Annotated in this window: 17 protein-coding genes; 15 read left to right on the plus strand and 2 right to left on the minus strand. The window is 46.1% G+C overall.

Annotated features, from left to right (window positions below; translation table 11 throughout):
* The first annotated feature begins 258 nt into the window (after positions 1 to 258).
* The 12 genes from H6A28_RS09270 to H6A28_RS09325 all read left to right on the plus strand — a co-directional run bounded on the left by H6A28_RS09270 (position 259) and on the right by H6A28_RS09325 (position 12,658).
* The gene (locus tag H6A28_RS09270) at positions 259 to 3,114 is read left to right on the plus strand and encodes a KAP family P-loop NTPase fold protein (RefSeq protein WP_204479921.1); all 2,856 of its coding nucleotides are present in this window, start codon (positions 259 to 261) and stop codon (positions 3,112 to 3,114) included.
* 612 nt (positions 3,115 to 3,726) lie between these two features.
* Positions 3,727 to 5,589, plus strand: coding sequence for a DUF3945 domain-containing protein (locus H6A28_RS09275; RefSeq protein ID WP_204430081.1), 1,863 nt, complete (start codon positions 3,727 to 3,729; stop codon positions 5,587 to 5,589).
* Positions 5,590 to 5,632: 43 nt separating this feature from the next.
* Positions 5,633 to 5,905: a DUF4099 domain-containing protein gene (locus H6A28_RS09280; RefSeq protein ID WP_177609403.1), complete on the plus strand. Its 273-nt coding sequence runs from the start codon at positions 5,633 to 5,635 to the stop codon at positions 5,903 to 5,905.
* A 59-nt stretch (positions 5,906 to 5,964) separates the two neighbouring features.
* Positions 5,965 to 7,767 carry a DNA topoisomerase gene (locus H6A28_RS09285; protein ID WP_204430080.1) on the plus strand — a complete coding sequence of 601 codons (1,803 nt, stop codon included), beginning with the start codon at positions 5,965 to 5,967 and terminating at the stop codon, positions 7,765 to 7,767.
* 39 nt (positions 7,768 to 7,806) lie between these two features.
* On the plus strand, positions 7,807 to 8,022 hold the full coding sequence (locus H6A28_RS09290; protein WP_204430079.1) for a hypothetical protein: 216 nt from the start codon (positions 7,807 to 7,809) through the stop codon (positions 8,020 to 8,022).
* A 49-nt stretch (positions 8,023 to 8,071) separates the two neighbouring features.
* The gene (locus H6A28_RS09295) at positions 8,072 to 8,284 is read left to right on the plus strand and encodes a hypothetical protein (RefSeq protein ID WP_204430078.1); all 213 of its coding nucleotides are present in this window, start codon (positions 8,072 to 8,074) and stop codon (positions 8,282 to 8,284) included.
* Between the two features lie 19 nt (positions 8,285 to 8,303).
* Positions 8,304 to 8,516 (plus strand): hypothetical protein, encoded by a 213-nt coding sequence (locus tag H6A28_RS09300; protein ID WP_177609409.1) that lies wholly within the window; start codon positions 8,304 to 8,306, stop codon positions 8,514 to 8,516.
* Positions 8,517 to 8,547: 31 nt separating this feature from the next.
* Complete coding sequence (locus H6A28_RS09305) at positions 8,548 to 9,621, plus strand: PRTRC system protein E (RefSeq protein WP_204430077.1); 1,074 nt, start codon at positions 8,548 to 8,550, stop codon at positions 9,619 to 9,621.
* A gap of 148 nt (positions 9,622 to 9,769) precedes the next feature.
* A complete protein-coding gene (locus H6A28_RS09310; protein ID WP_204430076.1) occupies positions 9,770 to 9,991 on the plus strand; it encodes a PRTRC system protein C in 222 nt (73 codons plus the stop codon).
* Between the two features lie 45 nt (positions 9,992 to 10,036).
* The gene (locus tag H6A28_RS09315; RefSeq protein WP_204430075.1) at positions 10,037 to 11,152 is read left to right on the plus strand and encodes a hypothetical protein; all 1,116 of its coding nucleotides are present in this window, start codon (positions 10,037 to 10,039) and stop codon (positions 11,150 to 11,152) included.
* A gap of 10 nt (positions 11,153 to 11,162) precedes the next feature.
* Entirely contained in the window at positions 11,163 to 11,867 is a 705-nt protein-coding gene (locus tag H6A28_RS09320; RefSeq protein WP_204430074.1) for a prokaryotic E2 ligase family D protein, read from the plus strand.
* Positions 11,864 to 12,658: a PRTRC system ThiF family protein gene (locus H6A28_RS09325; RefSeq protein ID WP_204430072.1), complete on the plus strand. Its 795-nt coding sequence runs from the start codon at positions 11,864 to 11,866 to the stop codon at positions 12,656 to 12,658. Before H6A28_RS09320 ends, H6A28_RS09325 begins: the two co-directional genes overlap by 4 nt.
* Before the next feature lie 231 nt (positions 12,659 to 12,889).
* Here H6A28_RS09325 and H6A28_RS09330 read toward each other — a convergent pair whose 3' ends face one another.
* Positions 12,890 to 13,204 (minus strand): helix-turn-helix domain-containing protein, encoded by a 315-nt coding sequence (locus H6A28_RS09330; RefSeq protein WP_087210464.1) that lies wholly within the window; start codon positions 13,202 to 13,204, stop codon positions 12,890 to 12,892.
* Between the two features lie 400 nt (positions 13,205 to 13,604).
* On the opposite strand from H6A28_RS09330, the gene H6A28_RS09335 reads away from it, so the two are divergent.
* The gene (locus H6A28_RS09335) at positions 13,605 to 14,060 is read left to right on the plus strand and encodes a hypothetical protein (RefSeq protein ID WP_204479923.1); all 456 of its coding nucleotides are present in this window, start codon (positions 13,605 to 13,607) and stop codon (positions 14,058 to 14,060) included.
* A gap of 129 nt (positions 14,061 to 14,189) precedes the next feature.
* On the opposite strand, the gene H6A28_RS09340 is transcribed toward H6A28_RS09335, so the two are convergent.
* Entirely contained in the window at positions 14,190 to 15,068 is an 879-nt protein-coding gene (locus H6A28_RS09340; RefSeq protein WP_239465327.1) for a phosphoribosyltransferase, read from the minus strand.
* 260 nt (positions 15,069 to 15,328) lie between these two features.
* Here H6A28_RS09340 and H6A28_RS09345 point away from each other — a divergent pair, with 260 nt between their 5' ends.
* A complete protein-coding gene (locus H6A28_RS09345) occupies positions 15,329 to 15,634 on the plus strand; it encodes a helix-turn-helix domain-containing protein (protein ID WP_204430068.1) in 306 nt (101 codons plus the stop codon).
* Positions 15,631 to 15,924 (plus strand): helix-turn-helix domain-containing protein, encoded by a 294-nt coding sequence (locus H6A28_RS09350; RefSeq protein ID WP_087212336.1) that lies wholly within the window; start codon positions 15,631 to 15,633, stop codon positions 15,922 to 15,924. The genes H6A28_RS09345 and H6A28_RS09350 overlap by 4 nt, the downstream gene beginning before the upstream one ends.
* Positions 15,925 to 15,995 lie beyond the last annotated feature (71 nt).

Raw genomic sequence — 15,995 nt, forward strand, 5'->3', positions numbered from 1 at the left:
TCTCTATAGGATTTCATTTTTTTGATTACAGTTCCAAGCAAAAAGAGGTGTGAAGTTTATGCTTGTACTTTGTACATTCCATTACTGCTCTTATCATATTCATTTTTTCAGCTTCCTTTTCTTCCATTGTGTAGTTTTTCTGTCCGATGAAAACAAAAGTATAAAAAACTTCCGAAAAATAGTTCGTCCCATATTGATTTTTTATTTTTGTGCTCAAATAATAATAGATAATGATTTCTACTAAATAAGATAGTGTTTATGAATACATTATACAAATTATCGCAATCTATTGCAAAATCAGTTGTTTTGTGGTTTTTAGGGGTAACATTATTCATCTCATTCTTCATTCTGGATGATTTCTGGGAACGATGGATAAACAAAATATGGGTAGATCCAGTCATGAGCAAATTTGATGGGCATGAATGGTGGACAGTCATCTTGTATTCCATGCTTATATTAGGGTATTACGTTTATATATACAGAAAAAGTGAAAGTATAAACCTTACTAGAATTGTCTGCATTGGGGTGGGTATCTCGCTTTACCTGATTTGTTTCCTTTCAGGGAAATGGGATTATACATCAATAGTAGAAGGTTACAGATGTACAGCTTGGAGCAATCTGCTGGTTTTTCTTCTTCTCATTGGAGAATTTATCTTATGGATACATTGGCTGCTGCGTGACATGAAAAAAAATAATAAAAACGGGGATTCACCAAAATTGGAAATAGAAAAAAGTAGAGAAGTCTCCGATACGTATGGGCGTTCTCCATTGGTTGAAACTACATATAATATAATGACAACTTGCTTTTACGGAGAAGGAAGTTTTGCATTGGCCATAACAGGAACTTGGGGAAGCGGTAAAACCACTTTCATGAATAATTTGAAAGACAAGTATAAAACAAACACTTCCATACTTAGTATCATTGATTTTGAACCTTGGAAAAATGATACTCCCGATTCTATTGTCAGGACATTTTTTACATCGTTACGCAACGAATTGCAAATCTATATCCCGAACATGTCTTCTGTATTCAATGATTACATTCAAATATTGCTGGATGAGGAATCCGCCAAACCGTTGAAGATATTGAGCAAATCGTTTCAAAAAATAATTGGCAATCAAAATCCTTATGAAACAATCAGGCGGAAATTGAGAAATACAAAACATAAGATTGTAGTTTTTGTAGATGATATTGACAGATTGAGTCCGGATGAAATCAAGGAAGTGCTGCGTCTAATCAGAAATACTGCAAATTTCCCATATATACAATTTATTGTTGCTTATGATAAGAATTATGTATGCAATGCTTTAAGAAACTCAGGAATTGGTGTTCCTGAGCTTTATTTGGAAAAATTCCTTAATGTAGAAATTGCTTTGCCCAAAAGCGAAGAGCGAATTATTTGCCAAGAGTTGAAATCTCGTTTTTCCACAACCATTAATAATATATGGGGAATTAACACGGAGGACGAAAAAATCACTCAGATGATATATTATACGCCTAATAATCCAAGTAATAGCATTATGGGTTGCTATTTGCTGCCAAAAGTTTTGCATACAATTCGGGATGTGATCCGTTTCCACAATGCGTTTCGTATGATTGCTCAGGTTTATAAGGACCAGAAGATAGAAATGGAGATCGAATTTCAAGATTTGTTTTACATCGAATTGCTGAGGTACAAATACAATGATTTATATTCTCTCCTTTGCAACAAGCCTTTTGCTCTTTTAGAACTAAATAATGATAAATTTGGATTAAAGAATGATGTCAAAACATGTATTGAAAATGCGGCGCATGGCAATGAGCATGTTGATATCATATATGATATTCTGAATTATTTGTTCAGTCTTAGCGATGGAGTATATTCCATACACAAACTTCGAAGCTATGACAAATATTTTATGTTCAGACTGGATAAGAAAGTTATGACCGTCCCTGAGTTTATGTCATTGGCTTCTAAAGATGAACATGAATTTTCAGAGGCTGTACAAAGTTTATACGAAAATAAATATCCGTTAGAATTTCAGAATACAATAGCGGCACTTCTGAACCAGATTTCACAGCTGCAAAAAGATGAAAATGGCCAACTATATAGTCCGGTAGATTATCGCATGATATATGGAATATTGTCTAAGTTATGCAAGATAGATTTGCCGGCAGTAAGGACGGAAGTAAGCGTTGCCATAGCCCCCCATTTGGCCAATCTGCGCTGTATCAATAATCTGCATTTCAAGGCATTGCTGAACCTGTATAATTTCATGGACTTTACTTCCGGTAACTATTTTGATACAGAAAATTTCCTGCTATCAATTTTGATACGGGATAATTTGATGTCCAATTTATATCATAAAATAGGGGATGAAGAACAAAAAATCGTTCATACTTTTTTGTCGGAAACAACAAATCAGAGTAATATGACTTCAGCCTTGTCCAAATTTATTCAAAATATCCAAAACAGTAATATTGCCTCCGAACAGTTACTGATAAAACTGCCTGATTTATCTGATATACAAGTACAGTATTTCAAAAATTGTCCTGATAAACTGTCGGAGCTTGGGTTTCATCTGTTCTATAATTGTCAAGACCATATTGACTTACATACGGGTAAGGTGTTTTTAAGGCAAGAAGCTTTGGATATAATGAAAATTGAAATTCTGAAATGTCCCGAAAATTATTTCAAAAAATTTATTCGTACAGGGCGTTCCTCTAATCCGGAATTCAATACGGTTTTCCCTGAACCATATTGTTTCTCCATATTTGGCAGTTATGAGAATTTTGAAGAATTCTTGAAGGGTTGCAATAGCCAAAGTCAATATGAAACAAGGGTAAAAAATTATTGGGAACTTTATAAAAATAACAGTTATCGTCCAATTGAATTTGAAGGTCAAGGGAATGTTCAGGAAAAAATCGACAATAATTTCAAAAAGGAAATCAAACAATTAAAGCAATTGCGTTATATAAAGGAAGAGATTTCACAAAAAGGATATGTCGAAAAAGACATTAAAGAAATGTTTGAATCCAATGATTTATACATAAGTTTAAGAGAGGAAATTTATCAAATGATGTGTAAATTAAATAGTGGATTTACGCAGGCAGGTTCAATTAGGAATGCATAGAGCATCTGGAGTAATATCAGAATATGGATATCTCCATTTTCCCCTTCCATCAAAGGTAATTCCGTTTCCGTTTTGCCAGCCGCGTTTCCACCGGTTTTCGTGAGAATTTTCCATAACCGGCTTCGCCGGGAAAATTCTCACGAAAAAGAACGCGGCGGCAACCGGAAACGGAATTAAGGAATGATTACAGGGGCAAAACTGCGACCGACGCGACGCATGAATGATTCAGGGCAACAGGCAGCGGCCTGTTTTTAATACCGTTATTCAAGCCAACAGTATTGCTCCAGTTATACATTACTTCCGTTGTTGGGTGTTCGACATTATAAAGTTTACAGGGGGCTTCCAGCTCCCTCTGCTCTGCATGGCTTGGGCTGTGCATGGTATCTTTCCTTTTTTATTCGTTCCCGTCTGCTTACTTGTTTTCTTGCTTCATCCGCATGAGCTTTCCACTCAATTTTTTCCCTTTTTCGGGTCTGTTTCATACTCTTTCCTGACACTTGATGACACCTGATGTCATGTAATGACACTTCATTGAAAATCAAACGATTATTCAAATTATGTTCCTACTTTTGACGTGTCAAAACAAACCGTTAACACATAAAAACGACACGTATGACACAGAAAAGAGAAATGGAAAAAGAAACAAGAACAAAGCGTGCCCGTAAAGTTGCCGCCAAACCGGCAGCAGAGTCCGCGCCCTATGTGGAGCAAATCAGCGAACTGCTGATGGTCCACAATAAGAATGACCCGAAGGCCGGCGTTCAGACTGTCAGCGAGGCAGATGAAAAAGGCAACTGCAAGACTGTGCCTGCTGATGAACAGCATGAGAACGAGTTCCTGAAGTTCGACAAGAATTCGAGCATACTCGAAAATTTCATTAAGAATTTCTGGAGCCAGTTCCGTGAGCCGACCCACTTCCGCCTGATCCGCCTGACTTTTCAGGACTATAAACGGAATAAGCAGGCCATAAAGGATCTGGCGGAAGGGAAACAGACGGATGCGGTGAAAGAGTTCCTCAAACACTACGAAGTCCGTCCGAAAAAACAAAAGGAGGAACAAAACAAGAATCTAAAACAAGATGCGACAATGGCAAAGAAACAGACAGTAAACGAACAGCCGACGGCACCCCAGTATGCCGAACAGCACACCGAAGTACAACAGGCTGCGCAACAGCAGGCGCAGCAGCCCGTACAGGAAGAACAGCCGCAAGGACCGTCCTACCGGTATAACGAGAACATGATAGACTGGGAAGGGCTGAAAAATATCGGGGTGTCCAAAGAAATGCTGGAACGTATGGGAGTGCTTGACGGCATGCTCAAGGGGTACAAGACCAACAAGCTGGTGCAGCTCTCGCTGAATCTCGACGGCCTGGCGACCGTCCGCATGGATGCCCGCCTTTCCTTCATGAGCAACTCGAACGGCGAGGTAACGCTGGGCATTCACGGCATCCGCAAGGAACCGGAACTGGAACGCCCTTATTTCGGGCATATCTTTACGGAAGAGGACAAGAAGAACCTGCGTGAGTCGGGCAACCTGGGCCGTGTGGTAAATCTGGACTTCCGGAACAATGGCAATGCCGAACCCTGCCTGGTCTCGCTGGACAAGGTGACGAACGAACTGGTAGCGGTACGTCAGGAGCATGTGTTCATTCCGGATGAAATCAAGGGTGTGAAACTGGAACCTGCCGAGATTGCCCGACTGAAAAACGGGGAGGCCGTCTATGTGGACGGCATGACGTCCAAAAACGGCAAGGAGTTCAACGCCACCATCCAGTACAGCGCGGAACGCAGGGGCATCGAATATATTTTCCCGAAAGACCAGGTGTTCAACCAACAGACATTGGGAGGCGTCAAACTCTCGCCCGAACAGCTCAAGATGCTCAGCGAAGGGCATACCATCCTGGTGGAGGATATGAAACGCAGCAACGGAACCACATTCTCGTCCTTTGTGACACAGGACCCGGCAACCAACCAGCTGAAATATACGCGCCACAATCCGGAAACGGGTGAAATTTACATCCCGAAAGAAATCAACGAAGTCCGTCTGACACCGGAAGACAGGGAGGCGCTACGCAAAGGGCAGCCCGTTTTCCTGGAGAACATGATTTCACGTGACGGCAGGGAGTTTTCCTCTTTTGTGCGCCTGAACATGAACAACGGGTATCCGCAGTATTCACGCACGCCGGACGGATTCAACGAGCAGCAGGAAGCCAGGATTCCTGCGGAAGTCTACGGCAAAGTGCTTTCGGCCAAGGAACGGGCGGACCTGCAGGACGGAAAGGCGGTGCTTCTTTCCGGCCTGAAAGGGAAAAACGGAAAGGAGTTTTCCTCTTACGCCAAAGTCAATCCGAGCACCGGCATCCTGAATTTCTACCAGGAAAATCCGAACCGGAAACGTAATATCTCACGAAACACGGCACAGGCTGAAACCGATCAGTCCCAACAACAGAAACGCAGTGCAAGACAGGCGGTCTGACAGAAACATCATTCATTCACGAACCCTTCTAAACAAGAACAATATGGGAAAGAAAAGCAACTATATTTTTTCAGAAACCGACATGGACTGGACACGGCTTCAGTCTTTAGGAATCAGCAGGCAGCAATTGGAAGACAGCGGCAATCTTGATTCACTCCTTTCCGGAGAGGAGACAGCCGTCCTGTCCGTTCATTTGAGAACAACCGTTATCGACCTGACAATGGATGCTACCATCCGCCTCGTGCGCAGTACGGAGGGAAATGCGCTCATGGAAATCAACGGGGTCAGCCCTGATAACGGATCTTTTGAAGAATAACGATGGTCAAACCCGTTTCCCCGTGCTTCTGGCATGGGGAAACACCAATAACAAATAAAATGGAACATACACTCATACTGACAGACAAGCCCGAAGTGGGTAAGACAATAGCAAGAATCATAGGCGCGGACAAGCGCGGGAACGGATACATGGCAGGCGGCGGCTACATAGTGACCTGGACCTTCGGAAACATGCTTTCCCTGGCTATGCCGAAAGATTATGGCAAAGCACGTGTGGAGCGGAAAGACTTTCCGCTGGTGCCCCGGCCTTTCCAACTGATGGTCAAGCATGTCCGTACGGACAGCGGCTGGATTCCCGACATCAATGCGGTCAAACAGCTCAAGGTCATCGAGAAACTGTTACCGGAATGTTCCCGCATCATTGCCGCCACGGATGCATCACGCGAAGGTGAACTGCTGTTCCGGCAGCTTTACCGGTATTTGGGATGTAGCCAGCCGGTACTTCGTCTCTGGATTTCCTCGCTCACGGAGCAGGCAGTGCGTGAAGGCATGAACCGTATGCAGCCGTTGGAGATGTACGACGGCCTGTTCCGGGCGGGCGACAGCCGGGCAAAGGCAGACTGGCTGCTGGGCATGAACGCGAGCTATGCGCTTTGCCGGGCGACAGGGTTGGGCAACCATTCCCTAGGACGGGTGCAGACTCCCGTATTGGCCGCAATCAGCGGACGTTACCGGGATCGGGAGAACCACATCGCCTCAGACTGCTGGCACATTTATGTCAGTACCGCCAAGGAGGGCATTCCGTTCAAGTTACGCAGCGTGGACACATTTCACGACCGGGGCCGTGCCGAAGAGTTCCATCGCGACTGCAGCCATGCCGAAGGTCTCCGCATCACAACCGTCACCCGGTGGGTCAAGGAACTTCCCCCGCCTGCGTTGTATAATTTGGGTGAACTGCAGAAGGATGCCAGCCGGCATTATGGTCTTACAGTCTGCGAGGTGCATGACATTGCACAGAGCCTGTATGAGAAAAAGCTCATCTCTTATCCTCGCACATCCTGCCGTACCTTGCCGCCTGACGTTTCCGCCATGCTGCCGGACATTATGGGGAAGATGCTGGCGTGGGACGGATTGCGGGCTTATGTGCGGGAAACGGGCATCGACCCTACGTGCCTGCCGGAACATGTTGTCGGAGGTGACAGCGCCGCCCATCCGGCCATCATCGCTACGGGACTGTGTCCCGGAAAGCAGGAACTTGACCGGCGCGAGATGCAGGTCTACCTGCTTGTGGTCGGACGGATGCTCGAAGCCTTCATGCCTCCCTGCAAGGTGGAGTGTACCACAGTGGATGCCGTATGTGCGGCGCTCCGTTTCCGCGCAGACACTTTCCGGATAGTGGAGCAAGGGTGGCAAGGCATATTCGGTCGGAAGGGCGACATTGCCCCGGAGAGTGCCTGTTTCTTGACCATGCCCGATATTTTCGCCGGTGAGACACTGCCGGTTCCGGCATGCAGCCTGGTACGCCGTTGCGGTTTGCCGCCATCGCCCTATACCGACGCACAGCTGGTGGAATATATGGAAAAGACCGGGCTGGGTACGTCATCCACCCGTGCAGCCATTCTCCGCACGTTGCTTGACCGCAAATACATCCGTTATTCGGGCAAATACATCATCCCCACACGCAAAGGGTTGTATATCTACGAGACGGTGCGTGGCATGAAGATTGCCGACCCGTCCCTCACCTCCGGCTGGGAAGCGCAATTGGAGGACATGGAACAAGGCAACCTCTCTCAGGAAGCATTTCTGGAAGATGTATCCAGGCTGGCGGGCGAGGTGACGGACGAGATATTCCGTCTGTGCGGTTCCAAGGGGAGAGGCGTCCAAGAAGATGGCGCCCAATAAATTTCCAGGCATCTGGTGGTGCAAAACCCTATAAATGGTATGGACAGAAATGCAGGCCGTAAGGTCTGCATTTTTTATTTGGGTGAAAATATTTTTCCGTTTTACGCAGCAAAGGTAGCGGATTGCTTTTTCCTGCACAAGGCGAGCCCCCTTGGGGCTTGGTTGGCTGGGAAAAAATCATCCTCGCTTCGCTGCGGTATTTTTTCCCGCCAAGCCTTGTGCAGGAAAAAGCAATCCACTACCTCGCCTTTGTAAAATCGGGAAAACATACCCCGATGGGGTCATTCACTTAAAATGAAAAGATATGAAAATCAGAATTATCAAATGCATCGGCAGGACGGTCATGGTGCTGTGCCTGTTCATCGGTACATTTCTCCTGCTGAAAAGCGGGATTGTATCCGCAAAGCTTCTCGTAGCCATCCTGTTGGCTGGAAAAATCATTTCGTTGGCATTTCGTGTCATACGTTTCTTCTTCAAGACAGTCGTATGGCTGGTATTATTCGGAATATTATTGTAACTGTTAAAACCGAGAACACATGAAGACAATAACAACTGCCCCTTCTGCACCCGCCACGCCCGTTGCATGGCCGACACCGTGTGGCCCGTCACGACCCGTAAAGCGGCGTTTTCCGGACACGGCAGACGAACCGCGTACCATAGGATATTACCTGGAACCGTTACTGGATATCGCTTCACGACCGGACAGGGCTGAACTGCTGAAACTTTTCATGCAGGAAGTCATAGAATAAGCCAATCAATAACCATCTAAATTTTATAATTATGTTTTTTGAACAGATTTACCAACTGATCAGCACAGGCACCGACCTGAGCATCAACATCCGCAGGATGAATGACAAATTGAATGTGGCAGTTATGCCCCGGAACAATGCCTTGAAAGAAGAAAAGCAGCAACACATGGTGCCTCTCGTCCTCAGCGGGACACCAGAAGAACTGGACCGGGAGTTCCTGCAGGCTGTCATGGCACCGGTAAAGAAGGCGCTCGGCATCCTGACAAACCTGGAAGCCTTCGAAAAGGCGGCAGAAAAGACCGCTTCACAGGCCAAACCGGGAAAAACTGTCGAAAAAGAGTCCAAAGAAGCCCGTGAAAAACGGGAGAAAATGGAAAAACTGATGAAGAAAGCGGACGATGCGGCTGCGGCAAGCAGGTTTTCCGAAGCGCAGACCTGGTTAAAGCAGGCACGCCTGCTCGCCACGGCTGATAAACAGAAAGAAATTGACGCCAAGATACAGGAGATTCAGCGCAAAGCGAATGCCGGAAGTCTCTTCGGAGGGCAGGAAGTCGTACCTGAACCATCCGCACAGCAACCGGTCGCGCCCACCGCTCCGGCACAACAAGTGTCTGCGCAGGCCCATCCGGTCAATGGCAATCCCGTACAAAGGACTGATGCCGGACCGATGCCGTTTCACGGAGCGGGCAGAAATGCCGCTGTTCCACCGGCACCGGCCGCGCAAACCACGTCTCCACAGCTGGAATACGGATGGGGAGCGCCGTACGGACAACAACCGCCGACAATGCCGCCACAAGGCTTTGCACCTAACGGACAACCATACCCGCCTTATGGGCAGGCATATCCTCCGTATCCAGGAACCTATCCGTATATGCAGGCACAGCCGTCTGCTCCCGTACAGACCCCGCCGAACCGTCCGGCTAGTAAAACCCCGGATTTTCAACCCCATCCACAGGAGTCGGCAGCCCCTTACAGTTTTGACAAGGAAGATGAGGAGGACCGTGAACTGCTCCGCGAAAACCCTTATGCTGAATACCCGGACTTTCCGGAAGAAAACCGCATGAAAGACGAGGCGCAGCAGGAATTGGAACTGGTATGCTGTTAAATGCTTAAAAATGAACTGATAACAATAAGGTTTCAAATATACTGAAATTCCACCAAAGGTCTGTGTATCAGATTTCGGCAAACTGTATCGTAGACCTTTGCTGGAATCTTAAACAAATAATATTATTAATTTTTTAAAGATAAAAGATATGGCACTCGAAATCAAAGGACTCAAACGAGTATTCAAAATGAAGAAGGCAAACACTTACCTGGCCTTGAATGATCCGAATCCGGAAATGGCTCCGGCAGATGTGATGGATTTCTATTCCATGACTTACCCGGAACTGACCACGGCAAACGTGCATGGCCCTGTCATAGAGGAGGATTGTGCGGTTTATGAATTCAAGACGACCACCGGCGTAAAAGGATAGAGGTATGGCAAGAGGGAAACATATTAAAAAGAAGGAGGAACAGGCATGCGTACAGCTTACAGACTACCAGTTGCAGGAACTGGCACGGCAAATCGTCAGCGAACTCGAACGGCAGACGGATATCAGCCGGGGAACATTGCGCAACAGAAAAAGGCTACTGCCGCCACCCGGCGCAACAATGGTTTTCTGACAGAACGGATATATCCCGTTGCACCACCGGATTATAGTATTGATTGGGACGAAAATAACCGTATAAATCTTACTACACCGGAATCATTTGACTACCTGTATCGTTCTGCTGTAAACTACGCCCGTCTGCTGGATGTCCGCTTGCCTTTCCCCAAAAAGAGACGGAGCCGATGTCCGAGGCAGGACATCGTCCGGCTTTTTGAGGTGATGGACAACCTGGTCCCTGAATCTGTCAATCTGGAAGTGGTGAAGGGTAATCTGGCATTCTGCCTTTACCGGCATCACGACTGGCCGGATCACACCCTTTTCTGGCTGCCTTTGGATTTTACCAGAGTGCTTTCTGCGCCGACAAGGAGGCTGGTACTTGAATTTATCCGTCGTTTCATACTGCACCACGACATGCGGGATTTGAAAGAAACATATTACTATGAAATGTCGTGTGACAATTTGGAAAGCCGCCCTAATTACGACGAGCACATAACACCGCGGGAAATCAAAGCGTGGAAAAAACTGGTAGAGTCCTACGAGAAAGGTAGAATTGACCGGATGCTGAAACGTATGTGGAAACGTCCGTTCTGTTCAGGATTCACCAAGTTGCTGTCGGAATACTGCCCTGAAAAGAAGGAAGAACGGAATTTGTTGGCACTGGTACGGGAAGGTATGGCTTTCATAGGCAAAGACGCGCCTTCTATCATGTCTTACCAGTACGACTGGGCATACGAGGAAGAACCGGATTTCCGGCCCATCCCGTTGGATGAACAGGTCATGCTGGTCTATTCCATCCGTGACGTGCTGACGGAAGATATGATGGAGATTATTAACTCAGACCAGCAGGAAACGTATTGCCTTTCTCCTGTCACCTATATGCCGTTGTCTCCCGAAACGGACAGGCTATTTTGTATGGATAACTTTCCTGAACGTTTCGCCCGGTGGTTCGGGAAGTTTACAGAGTATATTGAACAACATTTTTAACTGAAAGAAAATGAATGAACTGACAACCAAATTGCAGGAGATCATGGTGCCGAAAGCGGCACTCATCGCTTATGCGTATGATTCCAATACTTACAGGGTCCATGATAAATATCATCTTGAACTGCGTCCCATCAGTCCCGACGGACGTATGGGAGCGGCCATTCCCGTCAGTCACGAGTTTATCGGGGCTTTGGCGGACAACTATTCCGCTGAGATATGCCGGATACCGTACGGGAGAATTCCGCCGAACCTGCTGGAGTGTAATTCCCGGAAAGGGCATGAGAAGTATATCTGGTACAATCCTCCGGGAAAGCACCTGATGTTCTTCACCGGGGGGCTGAACATCGCTGACGGGGAGTTCAATCTTCCGGGCGTTGTCTACAAGGTGGAAAAGGAACGGATGGATATCTACGCATTCAAGGGGAACAGGCCGGAAGAAAGGACGGAGCTTTACCGGGCTCCGTTCTTCAACGTCACACAAAGTAAGGTCTGTCTGGGCAGCACCTCGCTGACTGTTCCGCAGAACCCGACCTATGCCGATTGGCTGGCGTATTGGGAACAACGTTTCTGGACAAGCGAGTTTTCCCATTTGGGAGGGAAAGGCAACCCTACAAGGAGCAACCTGGTCATCGTTACCGAGAATGCCCGCAACGCTCCCTTTGACGAAGAGGAACTGCAACCGTTAAACATTACATTGAAAGATTTATTGTCATGAAGAAGAAAAAAATACATTATACCGAGAATTACCTGCTTTCTCCGCACCACCCGGTCAGTGTCATCGTCATCGGTGCCGGCGGTACAGGGTCGCAGGTCATCACTTCATTGGCCCGTATGGACAGGGCTTTGCAGGCATTGGGTCACCCGGGGCTGTATGTTACTGTTTACGACCCTGATACCGTGTCCGAGTCCAACATCGGACGCCAGTTGTTTTCCGAGCCGGAAATCGGCCTGAACAAGGCGGTCGCACTCGTCACACGGATCAACCGTTTTTTCGGCACGGCATGGGCGGCAGAGCCACGCCGTTATCCGATGCCTGAAACAGGGAAGAGAAAGAACCGTACGGCGAACATCATCATCACCTGTACCGATAATGTACGTTCCAGGCTTACGCTCTGGCGGTTTCTGAAACCTTTCAGGGACAGTACCCATATCAATGAGGCCACCCCGATCTATTGGATGGATTTCGGCAATGCCCGCACCACCGGGCAGGTGCTGGTTGGTACCGTGCGCAACAAGATTTATCAGCCCGTTTCAGAACAGTACCAGCCTACACCGCACCTGAATGTCATCACCGAGGAGGTCAGCTATTCCATGATTGACGAAAAGGACTCCGGCCCGAGCTGTTCGCTGGCGGAAGCCTTGGAGAAACAGGATCTTTTCATCAATTCCATATTGGCGCAGGCCGGTTGTGGCTTGCTGTGGAAGATGATCCGGGAAGGATGTACGTTCTATCGGGGGCTCTATCTCAATCTGGACACGATGCGCATGACTGCCGTCCCGGTCTGAGTGATGGGGCTTAGGCATAATAAGAGAGCCGTATCAACATGCTGTTTTTGAGCAATGATACGGCTCTCTTGAATGAAACATCCACATCTGAAACTGTTCTGAATTTATAGCTTGGAGCATACGCGAAAACGGCTGTCCTGGCAAGGAAAGTTTTTGTAAAAATTCAAAACTGTCTCTTTATATAATATTGGATGAGATTCTTCACTCTTACAAGTTGCATCCAGTCTGTGTCTAACCCTTGTCAGGTTTCATGGTTTTCCCTTTCTGCCGGCTTTTGATGAAATCCCGTACTTCCGAAGCAAGGTAAAGTGTCCGCCCGTTGTCGTCCACACAGTAATAAGGTATTTTCCCTTTTTCCCGGTAGCGTGCCAAGGTCCGTTGCGACACGCCAAGCAGTTCCGCCAAGTCCACATTGTCCAAAAACTGGTCTCCGTCCAGGCAGTCCCGTTGCCGGTTCATGCGTTCCAGCTTCTTTTCGATACGCGCAAATCCTTCCGCCATCGTATTGATCATCTTTTCCAGCAGTTCATCGTCTATATAAGGCATAGTTATTCCTCCATGTTTTTAATAAGTGATACAATAATCACCCCTTCCGTGCGCACATGAGGAGTATATGGCTATAATAGTGAAAATGCCGTGCCATAGAATGTCTTTAATATGATTGCTGACTTGTTTACTGTTTGATATACAACAGGTTAAATTGCTCAAATTTTATCATTCATAATAAAAGTGTAAACCTGTATCCTGTAAACCCTTTACAGTATTTACAGTTTGGAAGTTTACACTTTACAGTCTTTTACTTTCAATTTGCACTTTCATGAATTGCTAGTGACAGGCTTGCAAATGACTGAAATTACAAGATGGGGTGACATATCCCGATGAAGTAGCTATATATCCAATCTTTCTTCTCCGGTGAGGATGGAAAAATCGGAATATTGCCTTAACTTTGCAAAAAGCTGGAACAAAGCAGTACGAAATGATGGTTGATCCCAAAGACGAATTAAATGCTATACCGGATTTCATAGAGAATATATTTCAAGTAACTCCACTCGATAATGATTGTGAAAGCATTGCTATGGCGATGGAACCGGTCTGTAATAACATTGCTGAACTTTTGGATGCAGGTTGTCACGAACAGGCGGCAAGGTTGTTTATACAGCTCACCCTTGCTACTGCTAAGCATTTCATGTCCGACGAGCACTGGGCTTGTTTTGATGACAATTATACTCCGGATTATCTGTTGGGCGGATTGGTGGAACAGTTTCGTAGAAAGATAATGGAAAATGACTTTTCTAAAAATGCAATGGATATTCTTTGGCTGGGTAAGCAGGAACTTGCAGGTATGGAATCCGTCCGTGAATACGGTTATCCCTGTATTGATTTATACGATATGTTTTGGTAAGCATTTTCCTTAGTCGCTTTTTGTAGCTTTATCATTTTCAAATATACCATTTTGTCAATGTATTATGCAGTTTCAACGATTTAAGGATGGATGGCTTTACCTATGCGAAGTCATACATATGGGTAATCATTACTTTTTTACAGAGTTTTGTTCGATAGAACTATAGGAAACCTCCCATGTCTTTATTCGTTTAGACAAAATATACTTTTTCCACACCATCCAACGAACCCTCCTCCATGACGGAACCTGAAATGTGCGGGCAAGAAACACTGCCCCAACCACTTCCGCACCAACCTGTTCCAGATTCCGGGCAAATCCGGTCAGGCTGCTTCCCGTAGTGAGAAGGTCATCTACGATCACCACCTTTTTCCCTTGCAATGCCAGTGACATGGAGTAGTTTGCCATATCAACGCTCGACCGTTGGGCGGCAGTGTGCTTGCTTTCCCGGTTCCTAACGATTTCTATCAGATGCAGTCCGGATAGGGCATAGCCATGCCGTTCCAAATAATGGGCTATTTTAGCGAAACGCCTGTAATACCGTTCAGAGGTACTGCACGGCATGAATACCGCTGTCACATTCTCATGGACGGAAAGAACTTCAAATGCTTGTGAGAAATAGTCATGACATAATTCTTTCCCGTCCTTAAAGGCATATACATCCTGTACAAAGTCTGCCTGATCATCCCTCAGCCAGCTTTCATAGCGTTGGGGAAAATAATAGTCGGCACACACGCAACGTATTTTCCCGAAACGGAAAGCCCGCATCGGCCGTACGATGTCAAACAGTTCCGGGCACGTCAGCGCATACAACAAACCGGCATGTCTGCTCCCGGCCATTACGGCTTGTCCGGCTAATTCTTCCCTGTCTTCTTTTTTGTAGCAGGCCACAGCATGTTGGAGGAATGCCTTTGCCGCCTTTCGCCGCCAGTACCTGGCATAAGCCCATAGCCCAACAATGCATAAGACTACGCCTCCGTTTATCAATAGGGTCAGAATAAAATCATTCATGCCTTTGGGTAAGATTAGATATTACGACGGACTAAAATAGAGATTATTTGATAAACTCCCCGCTTGGGATAGATGTTTTTAGTGAATATTTAGATTCACGCAGGCGAGCATACGCTTAAAAGGGAGCATTGTAGCCGCTTGAAAAATTTCAATTGAGTGAATTTGTTATGACATTTGATGCCATTGGCAGCCAGTTGCCGACATGCATTTTGGCAATACGGTTACAAATGCTATATTTGTCTGACCTAAAAATGAAATGTATGGAATTTGTATGTATAGAGGCTAAAACATTTGAAGATATGCGCATGGCTTTGGAATTGCTCAAGAAGAAAGTGGAAACGTTGTCTCAAAGACATTTGCCCAAGCGACTGGACAAATGGCTGGACAATCAGGAAGTATGCGCCATATTGCATATCTCGCCACGAACCTTGCAATCTTTGCGTAGCAACGGTACTTTGTCTTACACCCAGATTGACCGCAGGACCTATTATCAGGAGCACGATATTATGAGATTATTAGGAATGACAGGCTGTAGACGTAAATCGAGAAAGGAGTCCGAAAGATGAGTAAAGTTATAATGCGTGACGATCCGCAGGCTATTGCGTTTTTCCAGGACATGAAGCATTTATCTGCTTTACTCGACATGCTGGAAACCAATACGCGACCGATATTGAATGGAGAAAGTTTTCTGACTGACACCGAACTGGCACAGCACTTGAAATTGACAAAACGCACGTTACAGGAATATCGCAATACAGGAAAAATCCCGTTTTATCAAATAGGCGGTAAAATTCTGTATCGGGAAGCAGACATAGAAAAATTGCTTGTAGAGAACAGGCGGGAAGCTTTCCGGTAAAGAGAGATAAAAACCAGGAAGGATTGTCGTTATGAGAAACAATCCTTCCTGGTTTTGTTATATTTCAGACT

Origin of the sequence: Bacteroides mediterraneensis (genome assembly GCF_016900355.1) — a bacterium.
Taxonomy (GTDB): Bacteria; Bacteroidota; Bacteroidia; order Bacteroidales; family Bacteroidaceae; genus Phocaeicola.